The 17752-nt window shown below is 55.0% G+C and carries 18 protein-coding genes; 5 read left to right on the top strand and 13 right to left on the bottom strand.

The annotated features are described in order from the left end of the window. Positions 1-289 precede the first annotated feature (289 nt). The 3 genes from tnaC (at position 290) to tnaB (ending at position 3403) form a co-directional block, all read left to right on the top strand. Positions 290-367 carry a tryptophanase leader peptide gene (tnaC, locus tag ACLGE8_RS17000; RefSeq protein WP_411000040.1) on the top strand — a complete coding sequence of 26 codons (78 nt, stop codon included), beginning with the start codon at positions 290-292 and terminating at the stop codon, positions 365-367. A 255-nt stretch (positions 368-622) separates the two neighbouring features. Next, positions 623-2038 carry a tryptophanase gene (gene tnaA, locus ACLGE8_RS16995; protein WP_411000037.1) on the top strand — a complete coding sequence of 472 codons (1416 nt, stop codon included), beginning with the start codon at positions 623-625 and terminating at the stop codon, positions 2036-2038. Between the two features lie 117 nt (positions 2039-2155). Then, positions 2156-3403, top strand: a complete 1248-nt coding sequence (gene tnaB / locus ACLGE8_RS16990) for a low affinity tryptophan permease TnaB (RefSeq protein WP_411000036.1) — start codon at positions 2156-2158, stop codon at positions 3401-3403. A gap of 36 nt (positions 3404-3439) precedes the next feature. On the opposite strand, the gene yedF is transcribed toward tnaB, so the two are convergent. Both yedF and yedE read right to left on the bottom strand, forming a co-directional pair. Then, entirely contained in the window at positions 3440-3673 is a 234-nt protein-coding gene (yedF, locus tag ACLGE8_RS16985) for a sulfurtransferase-like selenium metabolism protein YedF (protein WP_035892595.1), read from the bottom strand. After that, positions 3670-4881: a selenium metabolism membrane protein YedE/FdhT gene (gene yedE / locus ACLGE8_RS16980; protein ID WP_411000035.1), complete on the bottom strand. Its 1212-nt coding sequence runs from the start codon at positions 4879-4881 to the stop codon at positions 3670-3672. Before yedE ends, yedF begins: the two co-directional genes overlap by 4 nt. 303 nt (positions 4882-5184) lie before the next feature. Here yedE and mutS point away from each other — a divergent pair, with 303 nt between their 5' ends. Continuing rightward, positions 5185-7746 carry a DNA mismatch repair protein MutS gene (gene mutS / locus ACLGE8_RS16975; RefSeq protein ID WP_411000034.1) on the top strand — a complete coding sequence of 854 codons (2562 nt, stop codon included), beginning with the start codon at positions 5185-5187 and terminating at the stop codon, positions 7744-7746. A 747-nt stretch (positions 7747-8493) separates the two neighbouring features. Here mutS and ACLGE8_RS16970 read toward each other — a convergent pair. Genes ACLGE8_RS16970 through ACLGE8_RS16960 form a run of 3 tightly spaced genes read right to left on the bottom strand, consistent with a single transcriptional unit; the run spans position 8494 to position 10761 of the window. After that, the gene (locus ACLGE8_RS16970) at positions 8494-8730 is read right to left on the bottom strand and encodes a non-oxidative hydroxyarylic acid decarboxylases subunit D (RefSeq protein ID WP_411000033.1); all 237 of its coding nucleotides are present in this window, start codon (positions 8728-8730) and stop codon (positions 8494-8496) included. A gap of 10 nt (positions 8731-8740) precedes the next feature. Next, positions 8741-10168 (bottom strand): non-oxidative hydroxyarylic acid decarboxylases subunit C, encoded by a 1428-nt coding sequence (locus ACLGE8_RS16965; RefSeq protein ID WP_411000032.1) that lies wholly within the window; start codon positions 10166-10168, stop codon positions 8741-8743. Beyond that, entirely contained in the window at positions 10168-10761 is a 594-nt protein-coding gene (locus ACLGE8_RS16960; protein WP_333498908.1) for a non-oxidative hydroxyarylic acid decarboxylases subunit B, read from the bottom strand. The genes ACLGE8_RS16965 and ACLGE8_RS16960 overlap by 1 nt, the downstream gene beginning before the upstream one ends. Before the next feature lie 152 nt (positions 10762-10913). Here ACLGE8_RS16960 and ACLGE8_RS16955 point away from each other — a divergent pair, with 152 nt between their 5' ends. Further along, positions 10914-11318, top strand: a complete 405-nt coding sequence (locus ACLGE8_RS16955; protein WP_411000031.1) for a MarR family winged helix-turn-helix transcriptional regulator — start codon at positions 10914-10916, stop codon at positions 11316-11318. A gap of 61 nt (positions 11319-11379) precedes the next feature. Here the strand turns inward: ACLGE8_RS16955 and rpoS are convergent, their stop codons facing one another. The 8 genes from rpoS to ftsB all read right to left on the bottom strand — a co-directional run bounded on the left by rpoS (position 11380) and on the right by ftsB (position 17697). Further along, positions 11380-12372 carry an RNA polymerase sigma factor RpoS gene (gene rpoS, locus ACLGE8_RS16950; protein WP_035892885.1) on the bottom strand — a complete coding sequence of 331 codons (993 nt, stop codon included), beginning with the start codon at positions 12370-12372 and terminating at the stop codon, positions 11380-11382. Between the two features lie 115 nt (positions 12373-12487). Beyond that, the gene (gene nlpD / locus ACLGE8_RS16945; RefSeq protein WP_411000030.1) at positions 12488-13636 is read right to left on the bottom strand and encodes a murein hydrolase activator NlpD; all 1149 of its coding nucleotides are present in this window, start codon (positions 13634-13636) and stop codon (positions 12488-12490) included. A gap of 122 nt (positions 13637-13758) precedes the next feature. Beyond that, positions 13759-14388, bottom strand: coding sequence for a protein-L-isoaspartate(D-aspartate) O-methyltransferase (locus ACLGE8_RS16940; RefSeq protein ID WP_185668020.1), 630 nt, complete (start codon positions 14386-14388; stop codon positions 13759-13761). Continuing rightward, positions 14382-15143 carry a 5'/3'-nucleotidase SurE gene (gene surE / locus ACLGE8_RS16935; RefSeq protein ID WP_411000028.1) on the bottom strand — a complete coding sequence of 254 codons (762 nt, stop codon included), beginning with the start codon at positions 15141-15143 and terminating at the stop codon, positions 14382-14384. The genes ACLGE8_RS16940 and surE overlap by 7 nt, the downstream gene beginning before the upstream one ends. Next, complete coding sequence (gene truD / locus ACLGE8_RS16930) at positions 15124-16173, bottom strand: tRNA pseudouridine(13) synthase TruD (protein ID WP_411000027.1); 1050 nt, start codon at positions 16171-16173, stop codon at positions 15124-15126. Before truD ends, surE begins: the two co-directional genes overlap by 20 nt. Beyond that, positions 16170-16649, bottom strand: coding sequence for a 2-C-methyl-D-erythritol 2,4-cyclodiphosphate synthase (gene ispF / locus ACLGE8_RS16925; protein ID WP_185668017.1), 480 nt, complete (start codon positions 16647-16649; stop codon positions 16170-16172). The genes truD and ispF overlap by 4 nt, the downstream gene beginning before the upstream one ends. 15 nt (positions 16650-16664) lie before the next feature. Further along, on the bottom strand, positions 16665-17360 hold the full coding sequence (gene ispD, locus ACLGE8_RS16920) for a 2-C-methyl-D-erythritol 4-phosphate cytidylyltransferase (protein WP_411000026.1): 696 nt from the start codon (positions 17358-17360) through the stop codon (positions 16665-16667). A 19-nt stretch (positions 17361-17379) separates the two neighbouring features. Further along, positions 17380-17697 (bottom strand): cell division protein FtsB, encoded by a 318-nt coding sequence (ftsB, locus tag ACLGE8_RS16915; protein WP_185668015.1) that lies wholly within the window; start codon positions 17695-17697, stop codon positions 17380-17382. Between the last annotated feature and the right edge of the window lie 55 nt (positions 17698-17752).

The following is a 17752-nucleotide window of genomic DNA, read 5'->3' as shown; positions in this document are numbered from 1 at the left end:
GTTTTAACAAATCAAAAGGGGTTTTAATAACTGGCTTAAAGCTGAAAGCTTTCCGGAACCCCCAGCCTAGCTGGGGGTTTTCTGTGCACAATAAAGCGGGCGTGGTTTTACGCCCGCTTTATTACTCACCTTAGTCATTATTACTTTATTTATTAAGTGCAGGCTAAACACCCACTGTTGATAATGAGATATACGCATTCGTGACCAAATTCACAATTGAATAAAACGCCAATAGACAAATAAGTCAAATAGAATAATGTATATCCGTGTCTAATGGAGAGCATACATTATGAACTTCCACAATAGAACGTATAACACCGCAAAATGGTTTAATATTGACAACGTTATTGTCAATCACCGTCCTTAGCCCCTCATACGACTTCACGTCCATATCATTGTAAACAGAAGCCTGAATTCTGTTTCTGATATCACATACCTATCTCAAGATAACTGTTTAATTGCAGCAATGTGCCGCACGCATTTTTAATATGCCGTGAGCGGGACCTGCCACTATATATCGTTATCCGGTTAAGGTATTCGTATTGCGCCCAGAAAATGGTTTTCATCATAAATGAATAACCTGCGGGACGAGTGTGTCTAAAAAAGGATTAAGGATTACGCCATGAATAACTTTAAACATCTGCCAGAACCTTTCCGTATTCGCGTTATTGAGCCGGTAAAACGCACCACCCGGGAACACCGTGAAAATGCGATTATCGCCTCAGGCATGAACCCGTTCCTGCTCGATAGCGAAGATGTCTTTATCGACCTGCTGACCGACAGCGGCACCGGCGCGGTCACGCAAAATATGCAGGCCGCCATGCTGCGCGGCGATGAAGCCTATAGCGGCAGCCGCAGCTACTACGCACTGTGCAACGCCGTTAAAGAGATTTTCGGCTACCAGCATACGATTCCCACCCACCAGGGTCGCGGTGCCGAGCAGATCTATATTCCGGTATTAATTAAAAAGCGTGAGCAGGAAAAAGGGCTGGACCGCAGCAAAATGGTCGCCTTCTCCAACTATTTCTTTGATACCACCCAGGGCCACAGCCAGATTAACGGCTGTACGGTACGCAACGTCTATATTAAAGAGGCATTTGATACCTCCGCACGTAATGATTTTAAAGGTGATTTTGATCTGCAAGGGCTGGAAAACGGCATTGAAGAGGTCGGCCCTAATAACGTCCCTTATATTGTTGCCACCATCACCTGTAACTCGGCGGGCGGCCAACCGGTATCGCTGGCAAACCTGAAAGCGATGTACGCCATTGCGAAGAAATATGACATTCCGGTGGTGATGGACTCCGCGCGCTTCGCAGAAAACGCCTGGTTTATTCAGCAGCGCGAGCCGGGATATCGCGACTGGAGCATTGAAGAGATCACCCGCGAAACCTACAAATATGCCGATATGCTGGCGATGTCGGCGAAGAAGGATGCGATGGTGCCGATGGGTGGCCTGCTGTGCATCAAAGACGACGCCTTCTTTGACGTCTACACCGAATGCCGCACGCTGTGCGTCGTGCAGGAAGGCTTCCCGACCTACGGCGGCCTTGAAGGCGGGGCAATGGAGCGTCTGGCCGTTGGCCTGACTGACGGGATGAGCCAGGATTGGCTCTCTTACCGTATCAAGCAGATTCAGTATCTGGTCGACGGGCTTGAAGCCATCGGCGTCACCTGCCAGCAGGCGGGCGGCCACGCGGCGTTTGTCGATGCCGGTAAGCTGCTACCGCACATTCCAGCCGATCAGTTCCCGGCGCAGGCGCTGGCCTGCGAACTGTATAAAGTCGCGGGCATTCGCGCCGTTGAGATTGGCTCTTTCTTACTGGGACGTGACCCGAAAACCGGCAAACAGCTCCCTTGCCCGGCAGAGCTGCTGCGCTTAACCATTCCACGCGCCACCTACACCCAAACGCATATGGACTTCATTATTGAAGCCTTTGAACACGTGAAAGAGAATGCGCCGAATATTAAAGGCTTAACCTTTACCTACGAACCGAAAGTATTACGACACTTCACCGCAAAACTGAAAGAAGTTTAATGCCCACCGATTCCAATGGCTATATCACTGATATAGCCATTGGAGATTCTGGCACCTGGCAACATTGATTATTTCTGACAACCGCAGAAACGTAATCGTTATCAATAAGGGAAGGCCATGGAAGAAGCGTCGAATACAAAACATTCCTCTTTTTGGGGAATAATGGTTATTGCCGGCACCGTCATCGGTGGCGGAATGTTTGCATTACCGGTTGACCTTGCTGGGGCATGGTTTTTCTGGGGTGCATTTATTTTAATTATCTCCTGGTTTTCAATGCTGCATTCCGGGTTACTGCTATTAGAGGCCAATCTTAACTATCCTGTAGGCTCCAGCTTTAATACCATCACCAAAGATTTAATCGGCAATAAGTGGAATGTGGTCAGCGGTATTACGGTCGCTTTCGTGCTGTATATCCTGACCTATGCCTATATCTCGGCGAACGGGGCGATCATCAGCGAAACCATCGCTATCAATGCCGGAACGCACGTTAATCCACGTATCGTCGGTATCTGTACCGCGGTGTTTGTCGCCAGCGTGCTGTGGGTTAGCTCCCTTGCGGCCAGTCGCATTACCTCCTTTTTCCTCGGCATTAAAATCATCGCTTTCGTGGTGGTCTTTGGCTCCTTTTTCTTTCAGGTCGACTACTCCATTCTTCGCGATATCGCCGCGCCGGAAGCGAACAGCACCTATCTCCCCTATATTCTGATGGCGGTGCCGGTATGTCTGGCGTCGTTTGGTTTTCACGGCAACATTCCCAGCCTGATAATCTGCTACGGCAAACGTAAAGACAAACTCATTAAAAGTATCGTCTACGGTTCGCTGTTAGCGCTGGTTATCTACCTGTTCTGGCTCTACTGCACGATGGGCAATATCCACCGCAGCAGCTTTAAAGAGATTATCGCCTCGGGCGGCAACGTGGATGCGCTGGTGAAATCCTTCTTAGGCACCAACCAACACGGCGTGATTGAGTTCTTCTTGCTGATCTTCTCTAACCTCGCGGTCGCCAGCTCCTTCTTCGGCGTCACGCTCGGGCTGTTTGACTACCTGGCGGATCTGTTCAAGATGGGCAACACCCCGTGGGGCCGCTTTAAGACGCTGCTGCTCACCTTCCTGCCCCCGGCGGCACTGTATCTGATTTTCCCGAACGGCTTTATCTACGCCATTGGCGGCGCGGGGCTGTGCGCAACCGTCTGGGCGGTTATTGTGCCCGCATTCCTGGCGTTGAAATCGCGTGAACGCTTCCCGGAGAAAACCTTTACCGTTTGGGGCGGCAAGGCCATTCCGGCGGTGGTTATCCTGTTTGGGGTCATGGTGATTCTGTGCTGGTTTGGCAGTACGCTGAATCTGCTGCCGAGATTTGGGTAAGGCAATGCGCCCTCGCCGGACGGCGAGGGCGACAGGTTACTTCTGGATTAAATAGCGGATGGTTGGCCCATCCTGCTGGATGTCGAGCACGGTATAACCGTGATTGCGAGCATCCACCGGGATGTTGTTAATCGACTGCGGGCAGTCGCTCACCACTTCCAGTATTTCGCCTTTCTTTAACTGCGGCATCGCTTCAAGCGTCGCCACTGCCGGGTACGGGCAAGGTTCACCCACCATATCCAGACGATAGTCCGGGACGATCGTTTTCATACACTCTCCTTCGCAGGAATACTGGCGGAAGCCTGACGGCGGAAGAACCGTTTTTCCCAGCCAAGAATTAACAACAGCGCAATCAGCAGCAGGCCGTAGGTGACCAGCAGGCCGCCAAGCGGGCCAAAGGTAGTCAGCAGGTTCACTTTGTCCCAGCTTGTGGCGAGCGACGGGGAGATATCATCCCAGTAGTAGGCCAGAATGGTCGAGCCAATCACGTTACCCAGCCCCACCCACCAGTAGTGCACCTGCCCTTCAACGGCACGATACATCCAGCCAGTTTCACAGCCACCGGCCAGCACAATGCCGAAGCCAAACAGCAGGCCGCCAATCACCGCATTCGGGCCAGCCCACATAATTTTTGGCGCCACACCCAGCTGCACGTAGCTGAAGATACCAATGGCGCTCACCGCCATACCGAAGATTATGGCCTTCGCCATTTGCGTGCGCCCGGTGATCCACAAATCGCGGAACGCCGAGGTAAAGCAGATTTGTGCCCGTTCAATCAGCAGGCCAAAGCCCACGCCGAACAGCATCGCCAGACCCAGTTTCGGGCTGCCCGCCGCCGTCAGCAGCGCCCAGCCGACCATGCCGATAAACACCAGCATGCCCAAACGGAAGCGGCGGCGCGCCTGGTCAGGACGCTGCGTCAGCGGCGATGCCGCCGAGACTTTGACCATTTTCACCGGGATACGGAAGATAGGCAGCAGCGTGAAGCGGGCGCCAAACCATGAGCCGAGGGCCGTCGCCAGTGCAAAGAACCAGGCGTGCAGCGAGAACTGCGGAATGCCCGTAAAGAAGGCCGCGAGGTTACAGCCCATCGCCAGACGCGCGCCAAAACCGGCAATCATGCCGCCGACAATGGCCTGCGCAATACGGATGCGGCTTTTCGGCAGTCGCAGCTTAACGTTATTGGCCCACAGCGCCGCGGCAAAGCAGCCGCCGAACATGCCGATAATCATCATGCCGTCGATACGCGTCAGCGGCGTGCCGTCGAGGCCAATCAGCTTGTAATAGCCCCAGGTCTCGGTATGCACGCCCACCAGTTGCAGCAGTTGCCCGCCCCAGCGCGTGAATTCGCCCGTCACCGCCCAGAAGGTGCCAGTAATGCCGAAGTAATAGGTGGAGAGAATACCGGCCGCGATTACCGCAGGAACCGGAGACCAGAATTTGATCAGGAAGGTGTGTTTAAATTGTTGCCATGTCATCGATGTTAGCCTCTGAACTCAGAAGGAGCCTTATGCGAAGAACCGCACAAGAGCCGGGGATTATAGCGGTTAACGCTTTCAGGAGAATGACAACCGTCGCAAAAGGTCGGTGAGATCAATTTGCCGGCGAGGCCATTTCAGGACGATGCCCCCTCTTCTGTTTTCCTGTCCTTCAGACTCCGTTATCATGCAGCCTACGTACTCATGAAAAAAGAGGCCGGATTTCATGAGATCCACGGCACCAGATGAGTCCGAACACATTACGCACTCAGTAAAATTCAAGAAAATGGACATCACAAACGGATGAGTACAATCGACAATTTCGACGCCCACACGCCGATGATGCAGCAGTATCTGAAGCTGAAAGCGCAGCATCCTGAGATCCTGCTGTTTTACCGCATGGGTGACTTTTACGAGATGTTTTATGACGATGCGAAACGCGCATCGCAGCTACTCGACATCTCGCTGACCAAGCGCGGCGCTTCCGCCGGTGAACCTATTCCCATGGCGGGCATCCCGCACCACGCGGTCGAAAACTACCTCGCCAAGCTGGTTAATCAGGGCGAATCCGTCGCCATTTGCGAACAGGTTGGCGACCCGGCCACCAGCAAAGGTCCGGTCGAACGCAAAGTGGTGCGTATCGTCACGCCGGGCACCATCAGCGATGAAGCGCTGCTGCAAGAGCGCCAGGATAACCTCCTCGCCGCCGTCTGGCAGGACAGCAAAGGCTATGGCTACGCCACGCTGGATATTAGCTCCGGGCGTTTTCGCATCAGCGAACCGGCCGACCGTGAAACCATGGCAGCTGAACTGCAGCGCACCAACCCTGCCGAGCTGTTGTACGCCGAAGATTTCGCCGAGATGGCGCTGATTGAAGGTCGCCGCGGCCTGCGCCGTCGCCCGCTGTGGGAGTTCGAAATCGACACCGCGCGTCAGCAGCTGAATCTGCAGTTTGGTACGCGTGACCTGGTCGGCTTTGGCGTTGAAGGCGCACCACGTGGGCTTTGCGCAGCCGGCTGTCTGCTGCAATACGTGAAGGACACCCAGCGTACCTCGCTACCGCACATCCGATCCATCACCATGGATCGCCAGCAGGACAGCATCATTATGGATGCCGCCACGCGCCGCAATCTGGAGATCACCCAGAACCTGGCGGGCGGGCTGGAAAACACCCTCGCCTCCGTGCTCGACTGCACCGTCACGCCGATGGGCAGCCGTATGCTTAAGCGCTGGCTGCATATGCCGGTGCGCGATATCAAAACCCTGACCGAACGTCAGCAGACCATCGGCGCACTACAGGATGTCACCGACGATCTGCAGCCGGTGCTGCGTCAGGTCGGAGACCTGGAACGTATTCTGGCTCGTCTGGCGCTACGCACCGCCCGCCCCCGCGACCTTGCCCGCATGCGTCACGCCTTCCAGCAGTTGCCGGAACTGCGTGCGCAACTGGAAAGCGTCGACAGCGCGCCGGTGCAGATGCTGCGCGAGAAAATGGGCGAGTTTACCGAGCTGCGCGAGCTGCTGGAGCGGGCGATTATTGATGCACCTCCGGTGCTGGTGCGCGATGGCGGCGTGATTGCTCCAGGCTACCATGAAGAGCTCGATGAGTGGCGAGCGCTGGCAGATGGCGCGACCGACTACCTCGACCGTCTGGAAATTCGCGAACGCGAGCGTACCGGGCTGGATACGCTGAAGGTGGGGTATAACGCCGTCCACGGTTATTACATTCAGATAAGCCGCGGTCAGAGCCATCTGGCGCCGATCAACTACGTGCGCCGCCAGACGCTGAAAAACGCCGAACGCTATATCATCCCCGAGCTGAAAGAGTACGAAGACAAAGTTCTGACCTCGAAAGGCAAGGCGCTGGCGCTGGAAAAACAGCTTTATGACGAACTGTTCGACCTGCTGCTGCCGCATCTGGGAGACCTTCAGCAGAGCGCCAGCGCGCTGGCGGAGCTGGATGTACTGGTGAACCTCGCGGAACGTGCCTATGCGCTCAACTACACCTGCCCAACGTTTATCGATAAGCCCGGTATCCGGATTATCGAAGGCCGCCATCCGGTGGTGGAACAGGTGCTGAACGAGCCGTTTATCGCCAACCCGCTGACCCTGTCACCGCAGCGTCGAATGCTGATCATTACTGGCCCGAACATGGGCGGTAAAAGTACCTATATGCGGCAAACGGCGCTGATTGCGCTGCTGGCCTATATTGGCAGCTACGTCCCGGCGCAGAGCGTGGAGATTGGCCCTATCGACCGTATCTTCACCCGCGTGGGCGCGGCGGATGACCTGGCTTCCGGCCGCTCAACCTTTATGGTGGAGATGACCGAAACCGCCAATATTCTGCATAACGCCACCGAAAACAGCCTGGTGCTGATGGATGAGATTGGCCGCGGTACGTCAACCTATGACGGCCTGTCGCTGGCCTGGGCCTGTGCAGAGAATCTGGCGAATAAGATCAAGGCGTTAACGCTGTTTGCGACCCACTACTTCGAGCTGACCCAGCTGCCGGAGAAAATGGAAGGCGTGGCGAACGTCCATCTGGACGCGCTGGAGCACGGCGATACCATCGCCTTTATGCACAGCGTGCAGGACGGTGCGGCCAGCAAGAGCTATGGTCTGGCGGTAGCGCAGCTGGCGGGGGTGCCAAAAGAGGTCATCAAGCGTGCGCGTCAGAAACTGCGCGAGCTGGAGAGCATCTCACCAAATGCGGCGGCGACTCAGGTCGACGGCACGCAGATGTCGCTATTGTCGGCTCCGGAAGAGGTCTCCCCGGCGGTGGAAGCGCTGGAAGGTCTGGACCCAGACTCGCTGAGCCCACGTCAGGCGCTGGAGTGGATTTATCGTCTGAAAGGGATGGTGTAATTATCTGCGCCGCTTCGCTTATGCTGAAGTGGCGCCTTCATTGCGGTTGAATTAATCGAAAAATAAAAACGTGCGCACGCGTCAAATGAAAAAAAAGCCCTTACCAGTACGGCAAGGGCTTTTACGGTGCTACAAACTTCAGATTTAACATTAATTAACTTACTGAATTATGACTACAATTTATACTGCTTTCAAATGCACCCGTTTACTAAAGATAATATTGGGCATTAAAACTTAAAAACCTCCCTCTAGTTATCCTGTTGTATATACCGCCAGCCTTATCACGAACTTAAGCATGGCACCTTAAACAAGTACACTCCCCATCGCGACATATACTCTTTGATGCGTTGCCTTATTACCGTTGCGTTTACCATGATACGATAATCGCAGAAAATAAATTTAAAACAAGGCGTTACATCGTCGCGCATACTCTACCATTTTGCGTTCCAGCACAATCACTACGAGGCCTTAAAACATACTGCATCCCAAACTACAAACTTCGTGGCCTTATTTACAAAATGGTTAACCCCAGTACTTCTGAATAAACACTTACTTTTATTGTGCCGTTAAACTTAATTTACGCATTTAGCACACAGAGTCAATACTGTTTTTAAAACCATGTCTAAATTTACAGATTCTGAAATATTTAGTGTCGAAAAAAAATAAGGCCAGACCCAGAATTTGAGCGGCATTCCCCATAAAAACAAGGAACAGCGACGAGGCAAAAACCCATCGCTGTTGATTGCATTAGCGCTTATCTTCCGCCAGCAGCGGCGGAATGCCTGGCACCATCGGCGCTTCATCAATATCTTTCTGCGTCATGCGGAACGCTTCTGGATAATGTTCGCGGCTGGTGCGACGCAACGGTTCGGTATCGCGCCAGGTGTACAGGCAATGCTGGCACTGGTATACGGTCCAGACATCTTTTACCGGCGATTTCGCCATCACTTCAATATGTTCATCGGCGCAACGTGGACAAATCATCTTTTACTCCTTACTTACGGTTAGCCAGCATAGCGGTCAGTTTTTCAGCCCAGGCTTTGGTTTCAGGTAAATCCTGTACCGGCTGGCTGTAGTGACCACGGTTGTCCGGCGCAACCGGCGTGGTAGCGTCGATAATCAGTTTATCGGTGATCCCCGCCGGGCTTGAGCCAGGGTCGAGTTCCAGCACCGACATATTCGGCAACTGCACCAGATCGCCCGCTGGGTTCACCTTCGACGACAGCGCCCACATCACCTGCGGCAGGTTGAACGGGTCGACGTCTTCATCAACCATAATCACCATCTTCACGTAGCCCAGACCGTGCGGCGTGGTCATCGCCCGCAGGCCCACCGCACGGGCAAAGCCGCCGTAGCGTTTTTTGGTGGAGATAATAGCCAGCAGGCCGTGGGTGTACATGGCGTTCACCGCCTGCACTTCCGGGAACTCGGCTTTCAGCTGTTGATACAGCGGAACGCAGGTTGCCGGGCCCATCAGGTAGTCAATTTCAGTCCACGGCATGCCGAGGTAGAGGGATTCAAAAATCGGCTTGGTGCGATAAGAGACTTTATCAATACGCACCACCGTCATGTTGCGGCCACCAGAGTAGTGGCCGGTAAATTCACCGAACGGGCCTTCGATTTCGCGCTTACGCCCTTCGATAACCCCTTCGATGATCACCTCAGAGCCCCACGGCACATCGAAACCGGTCAGCGGCGCGGTGGCAATCGGGTACGGGCTTTCGCGCAGCGCACCGGCCATCTCATATTCGGATTGGTCATATTTCAGCGGCGTGGCCCCCATCAGGGTAATAATCGGGTCGTTACCGAGGGTGATAGCAATCGGCAGGTCTTCACCGCGCTCTTCCGCTTTATGCAGGTGCAGCGCGATATCGTGCATCGGCACCGGCTGCAGGCCGAGCTTGCGCTTGCCCTTCACTTCCATACGGTAGATGCCGACGTTCTGCTTGCCGAAGTTATCCGGGTCCAGCGGGTCGCGGGAAACGACGCACGCTTTATCGAGGTAAAAACCACCATCGCCGTCGTTCAGACGGAACAGCGGCAGGATATCGAACAGGTTAATGTCGTCACCATCGACGGTATTTTCCGCCCATGCCGGGTTAGCGCGGCGTTCCGGAGCAATCGGGAATTTATCCCAGCGGCGAATAAACTCATCAATCTGTTTTTTGACCGGCGTATTCATCGGCAGACCCAGCGAAATCGCATGGTTCTGCCAGGAGCCGATGGTGTTCATCACCACGCGGGCATCGGTAAAGCCACGGATATTGTCAAACCATACGGCTGGCGCACCGTCGCCAATACGTCCTGTCGCATTGGCCGCGGCCGCCAGATCCGGCTCGGCATTTACCTCTTCACTGATTTTGAGCAGTTGCCCCTGGTCTTCCAGCGCCTGCAAAAAACCGCGTAAGTCATCAAAAGCCATTATGCATTCTCCTGTGAAAGTTGTTTCGTCGCCGGTAACCCCTGCCAGCGGCGAGCCTTATCGTGTTTGAGGCCGAACTGATCGAGCACTCGCGTCACCACATGCTGGACGATATCGTCCACCGTTTCCGGGTGGTTATAAAAAGCCGGCATCGGCGGCACCATCGCCACGCCCATGCGGGAAAGCGCCAGCATATTTTCCAGGTGGATAGTACTGAGCGGCATTTCGCGCGGCACTAGCACCAGCTTGCGCCCCTCTTTCATCACCACGTCGGCAGCGCGCCCGACCAGCCCTTCGGCATAGCCTGCCCGGATACCGGCCAGCGTTTTCATGCTGCACGGGATAATAATCATGCCGTCGGTCTGGAAAGATCCGGAGGAGATGGTGGCGGCCTGGTCCGCCGGGCTATGGCTGAAATCGGCCATCGCCGCAACGTCGCGTGCGCTCCACGGGGTCTCCAGTTCGATGGTGGTCTTTGCCCATTTCGACATGACAAGATGAGTCTCCACCTCCGGCATATCGCGCAGTGCCTGGAGAAGTGCAACGCCCAGCGGCGCCCCGGTCGCTCCCGTCATGCCAATAATCAGTCTCATTGCCCACCTCAATTTCGTTCGTGTACGAACAATATATGTCAACTTACTCCTGTCGAATGAGGCTGACAAGACGGTTCGTCTTCGCTCGCATTTTTTGTTCAAATTGCCGGGAACGGCTATCATAGCCACCCGTACCCTGCAGGAGAGCCATCATGAAAATCAAAAACGAAGCCTTCCACCTGCTTCGCCATCTTTTTCAACAGCATACTTCACGCTGGCAGCAGGAATTACCCGAGCTGACCAAGCCGCAGTATGCGGTGATGCGCTCTATTGCCGAAAGCCCTGGCATTGAACAGGTAGCGTTAACCAGCGTGGCGGTCAGCACCAAGGCCACGCTTGCCGAGATGCTCAGCCGGATGGAACTTAAAGGGCTGGTGAGACGCGAGCACGACCCTGACGATAAACGTCGCCGGTTTGTCTTTTTGACGGAAGAAGGTGAAGCGCTACTGGCGGCCAGTCAGCCGGTGGGAAATCGCGTCGATAACGAATTTTTGCAGCGTTTAACGCCCGAAGAACGCGAGCAGTTTACGCAGCTTATACGTAAGATGATGGAATAACGCGGAATAAAGGCAAAGAAAAAGGCCAGCATTGCTGCTGACCTCTTTGAACAAAACTTTATTACTCGCGGAACAGCGCTTCGATATTCAGCCCCTGAGTCTGCAGGATTTCACGCAGACGACGCAGACCTTCAACCTGAATCTGACGCACGCGCTCGCGGGTCAGGCCAATCTCGCGACCAACATCTTCCAGCGTAGCTGCTTCATACCCCAACAGACCAAAACGACGCGCCAGCACTTCTCGTTGTTTGGCGTTCAGTTCGAACAGCCATTTCACGATGCTTTGCTTCATATCATCGTCCTGCGTGGTGTCTTCCGGGCCGTTTTCATTTTCATCGGCCAGGATATCCAGCAGCGCTTTCTCAGAATCCCCGCCCAGCGGCGTATCAACTGAGGTGATGCGTTCATTGAGACGCAGCATACGGCTTACGTCATCAACCGGTTTATCCAGCTGTTCGGCAATCTCTTCCGCACTCGGTTCGTGATCCAGCTTGTGCGACAGTTCACGCGCGGTACGCAGATAAACGTTCAGCTCTTTAACAATATGGATTGGCAGACGAATGGTACGGGTTTGGTTCATGATAGCCCGTTCAATGGTCTGACGGATCCACCAGGTGGCGTAGGTTGAAAAACGGAACCCACGTTCTGGGTCGAACTTCTCTACGGCACGAATCAGCCCCAGGTTGCCCTCTTCGATAAGATCCAGCAGCGCCAGACCACGATTGCCGTAACGGCGGGCAATTTTCACCACCAGACGAAGGTTGCTTTCAATCATCCGACGGCGTGAGGCAACATCGCCACGCAGAGCACGGCGTGCAAAATAGACTTCTTCTTCAGCGGTCAATAACGGAGAATAGCCGATCTCGCCTAAGTAAAGCTGAGTCGCATCGAGTACACGTTGAGTAGCACCCTGCGATAAGAGCTCTTCTTCCGCGAGTTCGTTGTCACTGGGTTCCTCTTCACTCAAGGCTTTCTCATCGAAAACCTCTACTCCATTCTCATCAAATTCCGCATCTTCATTTAAATCATGAACTTTCAGCGTATTCTGACTCATTAAGGTGACTCCTACCCGTGATCCCCAGGCAATGCACCTTAGCATGTCACTTTTCAGGCGGCCCCAGCCTCGGCCAACGTCGCCTGAAAGCGTTCATGTGAAGTACTTTGCCGAATTATCGCTGCGGTAAATACTGCAGCGGGTTGACGGATTTCCCCTTGTAACGAATTTCAAAATGCAAACGTGTTGAACTGGTTCCGGTGCTACCCATGGTAGCGATTTTCTGCCCCGCTTTTACGTCCTGTTGTTCCCGGACCAGCATCGTATCGTTATGAGCGTAGGCACTCAGGTAATCATCGTTGTGTTTGATGATAATAAGATTACCGTAACCGCGCAGTGCGTTACCGGCATAGACGACGCGCCCATCGGCGGTTGCGACGATTGCCTGTCCTTTACTGCCCGCAATATCGATACCTTTGTTGCCACCGTCGGTGCCGCTAAAGTTTTCGATAATCTTGCCGTCAGTTGGCCAGCGCCATGATGAGATTGGCGAACTGGTTGAAGTACTGCTGGCAGTCGGTACGGTTGTGCTCGCAGTTGGTGCCGTTACAGGCGCTGTGACGGTGCTCGTCGCAGGCTTGTTATTAGGCAACATTTTGTTAGCACTTTGTTCACCTGAATCCTCAGAATACGTAATTGTCGTGGTCGACGCAACAGGTGCGGTTGAATTTTGTGCAGGTTTTGAGACTAATCCGGAACTTCCGCTGCTGGCCTGTGAGCTGGCTATCGCAACCGGGTTATTGCCGGTGATCGGCTGCCCGGAAGCGTTCCCTACCTGCAGCACCTGACCAACGTTCAGCGCGTAAGGCGCGGCCACGTTGTTGCGCTGGGCAAGGTCACGGAAATCATTGCCGGTGACCCAGGCAATATAAAACAGCGTATCGCCGTGCTTCACCGTATAGGTGCTGCCGCCAGCATAGCTGCCTTTTGGAATGTTACCGTATTTACGGTTGTAAACGATGTGGCCGTTCTCCATCTGCACCGGCTGCTCAGCAACGGGCTGAGCTATGCGCGGTTGGGTTTGAACGGGCTGCGTCTGAACCGGCTGTACCGGTTGAATCTGAGGAGTAGACTGCGCCGTGTTGCCCATTTTTGGCGGCGGCGTAATTAACATGCCGGAACTCGTGCTGCTGGAACCACTACTGTTCACGGAGCTGACTGGCGCTGGGGCATTATTTGATGATGTACAACCGGCCAGCCAAAGTGAAGCCAGTGATAATGCCACAATACGATTAACGGTAAATTTAGGGCTTCCCGCGCTCATTTATCCCCCAGGAATAGGTTAACTGCCAGTGACTGAATACCGCGCAACGCACGTGCTGAACACTGGAAAACGTGTCCACCATACGCTGAATTGGGCCAAAAAACCTCAGAATAATCCGGGTCTCAGGCCAGTTCCCCTTTCACCAGGGGAACGAAACGGACGGCCTCTACGGTATCGATAATGAATTCGCCTCCCCGCCGATGAACACGCTTCAGGTACTGCTGATCATCGCCCACGGGCAAAACGAGAATACCGCCTTCGTCGAGCTGCGACATCAGCGCAACCGGAATCTCCAGCGGAGCCGCCGTGACGATAATGGCATCAAACGGGGCGCGCGCCTGCCACCCCTGCCAGCCATCGCCATGGCGGGTAGATACATTGTGTAAATCAAGCTGCTTCAGGCGACGACGCGCGTGCCATTGCAGGCTTTTGATACGCTCAACGGAACAGACGTGATGCACCAGATGGGCGAGGATAGCGGTTTGGTACCCCGAACCTGTGCCGATTTCCAGCACTCTGGAGTCTGGCGTCAGTTCCAGCAATTCCGTCATTCGCGCCACCATATACGGCTGCGAAATAGTCTGTCCCTGCCCTATCGGCAGCGCAACGTTATCCCACGCACTGTGTTCAAACGCTTCATCAATAAATTTTTCACGCGGCACCTGCGCCATCGCGTCCAGCACCCGCTCGTCATGAATGCCGAGCTGGCGTAACTGATTAAGCAGGCTCTGGATGCGTCTACTGACTACCATTGCGCGTCGACCCTCGCTTGCTCCAGCCAGTCGGTGACCACCTCATGCGCGCTATGGGCAGTGAGGTCGACGTGCAGCGGCGTGACGGACACGTAGCCCGCATCAACGGCGGCAAAGTCGGTATCCGGGCCAGCATCGCATCTGTCGCCCGGCGGGCCAATCCAGTAAAGCGTGTTGCCTCTCGGGTCCTGCTGCGGGATCACTTTATCCGCCGGATGACGGCTGCCGCAGCGCGTGACGCGAATGCCTTTGATTTGATCGAGCGGCAGATCCGGAACGTTAACGTTCAGAATGCGCCCAGTACGCAACGGCTCACGCGCTAAGGCGCGCAGCAGCGAGCAAGTGATGGCGGCGGCGGTGTCGTAATGCTGATGGCCATTGAGTGAAACCGCCAGCGCGGGAAAACCTAAATGGCGGCCTTCCATCGCGGCCGCTACCGTGCCGGAATAGATAACGTCATCACCCAGATTTGGCCCGGCGTTAATGCCAGAAACCACGATATCCGGGCGCGGACGCATCAGCGCATTGACGCCCAGATAGACACAGTCCGTTGGCGTGCCCATCTGGACGGCGATGTCGCCGTTTTCGAAAGTGAAGGTACGGAGCGAGGACTCAAGCGTCAGCGAATTCGACGCACCGCTGCGGTTACGATCGGGTGCAACTACCTGAACCTCGGCAAACTCCCGTAAGGCTCTGGCCAGCGTCTGAATACCTGGCGCATGGATCCCGTCATCGTTACTCAGCAATATTCGCATAATCACCTGTTGTATTGATAAGTTCCCTTACCACGCTGGTCGCAAAGCTTCCTGCCGGCAGCCAGAAACGCAGTTCGACGGTGACGTCGTCCCACCAGTTCCAGCTAAACTGCTGCGGATAGAGCAACTGGGCGCGGCGTGCGGCCTCGACCTTTTCCCGTTGCAGCAATGACTGCAGCGCGGTCTCTTCGGCCAGCGTCGTTTGTTCAAACTGCAGAGCGGTTCTCTGGGTACCCCATTCGCCGCTGCCGGGCAGCGCGGCGGTAATCATTAGTTCACGCGCGTCCACGCGAGCCTGCAGTACCGCAAGCTCGTCGTCGGTGGCGACAAACCAGCTGCCACGCCCCGCTAATTGTAGCGCATCGCCGTCAACAACTTGATTAAAGTCCGGTTTTTTTAGGCGCTCACTCACAATCTGATTAAACAATGCGCTGCGGGCCGCCGACAACCAAAAACTGCGTTTATTACGATCGCGCACCGGCGCGCCGCTTTCGGCCCAGCGCAGCGCGCCAAGCAGGTTGCTGCCGCCAATACCAAAGCGCTGTGCGCCAAAGTAGTTCGGCACACCGCGTTCGGCGATCGCTTGTAGCCTGGCTTCGACATCGTCACGGCCGCTCACTTCGCGCAGTACCAGCGTGAACTGGTTACCTTTCAGCGCGCCTAAACGTAATTTACGCTTATGGCGGGCATATTCCAGCACCTGACAGCCTTCCAGCTGGAATTGGCTTAGGTCCGGCATCGCATTGCCCGGTACGCGGGCGCACAGCCACTGTTCGGTCACCGCGTGTTTATCTTTTTGCCCGGCAAAGCTCACTTCACGGGCATGTATTTTAAGGAATTTTGCCAGCGCGTCGGCAACAAATCGGGTGTTGCAGCCATTTTTCAGAATGCGCACCAGTATGTGCTCGCCTTCGCCATCCGGCTCAAAGCCTAAATCTTCGACCACCAGAAAATCTTCTGGGTTGGCCTTAAGCAGCCCGGTCCCCTGCGGTTTGCCGTGCAGGTAGGTGAGTGCGTCAAACGGAATCATGGTTTCGCCTTATGCAGCAGCGCGACCGCTTCACAGGCAATGCCTTCACCGCGCCCGGTAAAACCGAGCTTTTCGGTAGTGGTCGCTTTTACGTTAACGTCGTCCATATGACAGCCGAGGTCTTCGGCAATAAACACGCGCATTTGTGGGATATGCGGCAGCATCTTCGGTGCCTGAGCAATAATGGTGACATCGACGTTGCCCAGCGTGTAGCCCTTAGCCTGAACGCGCTTCCACGCTTCGCGCAGCAAAGCGCGACTGTCAGCCCCTTTAAAGGCCGGGTCGGTATCCGGGAACAGTTTGCCGATGTCGCCCAGCGCCGCCGCGCCCAGCAGGGCATCGGTCAGTGCGTGCAGCGCGACGTCACCGTCGGAGTGCGCCAGCAGCCCTTTTTCATAAGGGATACGCACGCCGCCAATGATAATTGGGCCTTCTCCGCCAAACGCGTGTACGTCAAAACCGTGTCCAATGCGCATTATGTCTTCTCCTGGTCAACCCAAGCGGGTGAGGTAAAATTCGGCAAGCGCCAGATCTTCCGGGCGAGTAACCTTAATATTATCAGCACGTCCGGCAATCAACTCGGGATGAAAGCCGCAATATTCTAATGCCGATGCTTCGTCGGTAATCGACGCCCCTTCGTTCAGTGCGCGGGTTAAACACGCCAACAGCAGCTCACGAGGGAAAAATTGCGGGGTCAGCGCGTGCCACAAATCGTTACGATCGACCGTGTGCGCAATCTCTGTTTTACCGGGTTCGGCACGCTTCATAGTATCGCGTACCGGCGCCGCCAGAATGCCGCCAACGCGGCTGGTGTCGCTTAAACTGAGCAGGCGCGCAAGATCATCCTGATGCAGGCACGGGCGCGCCGCATCGTGTACCAGCACCCATTCAGCGTCATCAATCACCCGTAGACCGGCCAGCACCGAGTCGGCGCGTTCGCTGCCGCCTTCAACGACGGTAATCTGTGGGTGTTGCGCAAGCGGGAGCTGCTGGAAGCGTTCGTCTCCGGCGGAGACGGCGATGATCACTCGCTGGACGCGGGCATTAGCCAGCAGCGCATCCACCGAGTGTTCGAGAATCGTTTTGTTACCGATTGAGAGATATTGTTTTGGGCAGTCCGTTTGCATGCGGCGGCCAAATCCGGCTGCCGGCACCACGGCGCATACGCCCGGAAAAGTTACGGCCATGTCGTCATCCTGGGACTGTTTATCGATTAGTTTGCGTTTGCCCCGCGCCCTGGCTGCGTTTAGACGCATCCGGAACCAGACGATAGAAAGTTTCGCCCGGACGGGTCATGCTGAGTTCGTTACGTGCGCGTTCCTCGATCGCCTCCTGGCCACCATTGAGGTCGTCAATTTCAGCGAAGAGCTGATCGTTGCGCGCTTTTAATTTCGCGTTGGTTGACTGTTGTACGGTCACATCATCACGGACCTTGCTGAAGTCATGAAGACCATTCTTTCCAAACCACAACGAATATTGTAGCCAGACCAGCAAAGCCAGTAATAGCAGCGTTAATTTACCCATCCTGCCCCCTGAAAAACGGCACTATCATCCCATAACTTGCCGTCATACTCCACTC

The sequence above is a fragment of the Kluyvera sp. 142486 genome (assembly GCF_046569695.1).
Classification (GTDB): Bacteria; Pseudomonadota; Gammaproteobacteria; order Enterobacterales; family Enterobacteriaceae; genus Kluyvera.
The sequence above is the reverse complement of the archived record's forward strand: the minus strand, read 5'-3'. Positions and strand labels throughout refer to the sequence as shown.

Excerpts from the sequence above, each read along its gene's own strand:
- tnaC (WP_411000040.1), top strand. The coding sequence starts at position 290 with ATGAACTTCCACAATAGAACGTATAACACCGCAAAATGGTTTAATATT.
- tnaA (WP_411000037.1), top strand. The coding sequence starts at position 623 with ATGAATAACTTTAAACATCTGCCAGAACCTTTCCGTATTCGCGTTATT.
- tnaB (WP_411000036.1), top strand. The coding sequence starts at position 2,156 with ATGGAAGAAGCGTCGAATACAAAACATTCCTCTTTTTGGGGAATAATG.
- yedF (WP_035892595.1), bottom strand. The coding sequence starts at position 3,673 with ATGAAAACGATCGTCCCGGACTATCGTCTGGATATGGTGGGTGAACCT.
- yedE (WP_411000035.1), bottom strand. The coding sequence starts at position 4,881 with ATGACATGGCAACAATTTAAACACACCTTCCTGATCAAATTCTGGTCT.
- mutS (WP_411000034.1), top strand. The coding sequence starts at position 5,185 with ATGAGTACAATCGACAATTTCGACGCCCACACGCCGATGATGCAGCAG.
- ACLGE8_RS16970 (WP_411000033.1), bottom strand. The coding sequence starts at position 8,730 with ATGATTTGTCCACGTTGCGCCGATGAACATATTGAAGTGATGGCGAAA.
- ACLGE8_RS16965 (WP_411000032.1), bottom strand. The coding sequence starts at position 10,168 with ATGGCTTTTGATGACTTACGCGGTTTTTTGCAGGCGCTGGAAGACCAG.
- ACLGE8_RS16960 (WP_333498908.1), bottom strand. The coding sequence starts at position 10,761 with ATGAGACTGATTATTGGCATGACGGGAGCGACCGGGGCGCCGCTGGGC.
- ACLGE8_RS16955 (WP_411000031.1), top strand. The coding sequence starts at position 10,914 with ATGAAAATCAAAAACGAAGCCTTCCACCTGCTTCGCCATCTTTTTCAA.
- rpoS (WP_035892885.1), bottom strand. The coding sequence starts at position 12,372 with ATGAGTCAGAATACGCTGAAAGTTCATGATTTAAATGAAGATGCGGAA.
- nlpD (WP_411000030.1), bottom strand. The coding sequence starts at position 13,636 with ATGAGCGCGGGAAGCCCTAAATTTACCGTTAATCGTATTGTGGCATTA.
- ACLGE8_RS16940 (WP_185668020.1), bottom strand. The coding sequence starts at position 14,388 with ATGGTAGTCAGTAGACGCATCCAGAGCCTGCTTAATCAGTTACGCCAG.
- surE (WP_411000028.1), bottom strand. The coding sequence starts at position 15,143 with ATGCGAATATTGCTGAGTAACGATGACGGGATCCATGCGCCAGGTATT.
- truD (WP_411000027.1), bottom strand. The coding sequence starts at position 16,173 with ATGATTCCGTTTGACGCACTCACCTACCTGCACGGCAAACCGCAGGGG.
- ispF (WP_185668017.1), bottom strand. The coding sequence starts at position 16,649 with ATGCGCATTGGACACGGTTTTGACGTACACGCGTTTGGCGGAGAAGGC.
- ispD (WP_411000026.1), bottom strand. The coding sequence starts at position 17,360 with ATGGCCGTAACTTTTCCGGGCGTATGCGCCGTGGTGCCGGCAGCCGGA.
- ftsB (WP_185668015.1), bottom strand. The coding sequence starts at position 17,697 with ATGGGTAAATTAACGCTGCTATTACTGGCTTTGCTGGTCTGGCTACAA.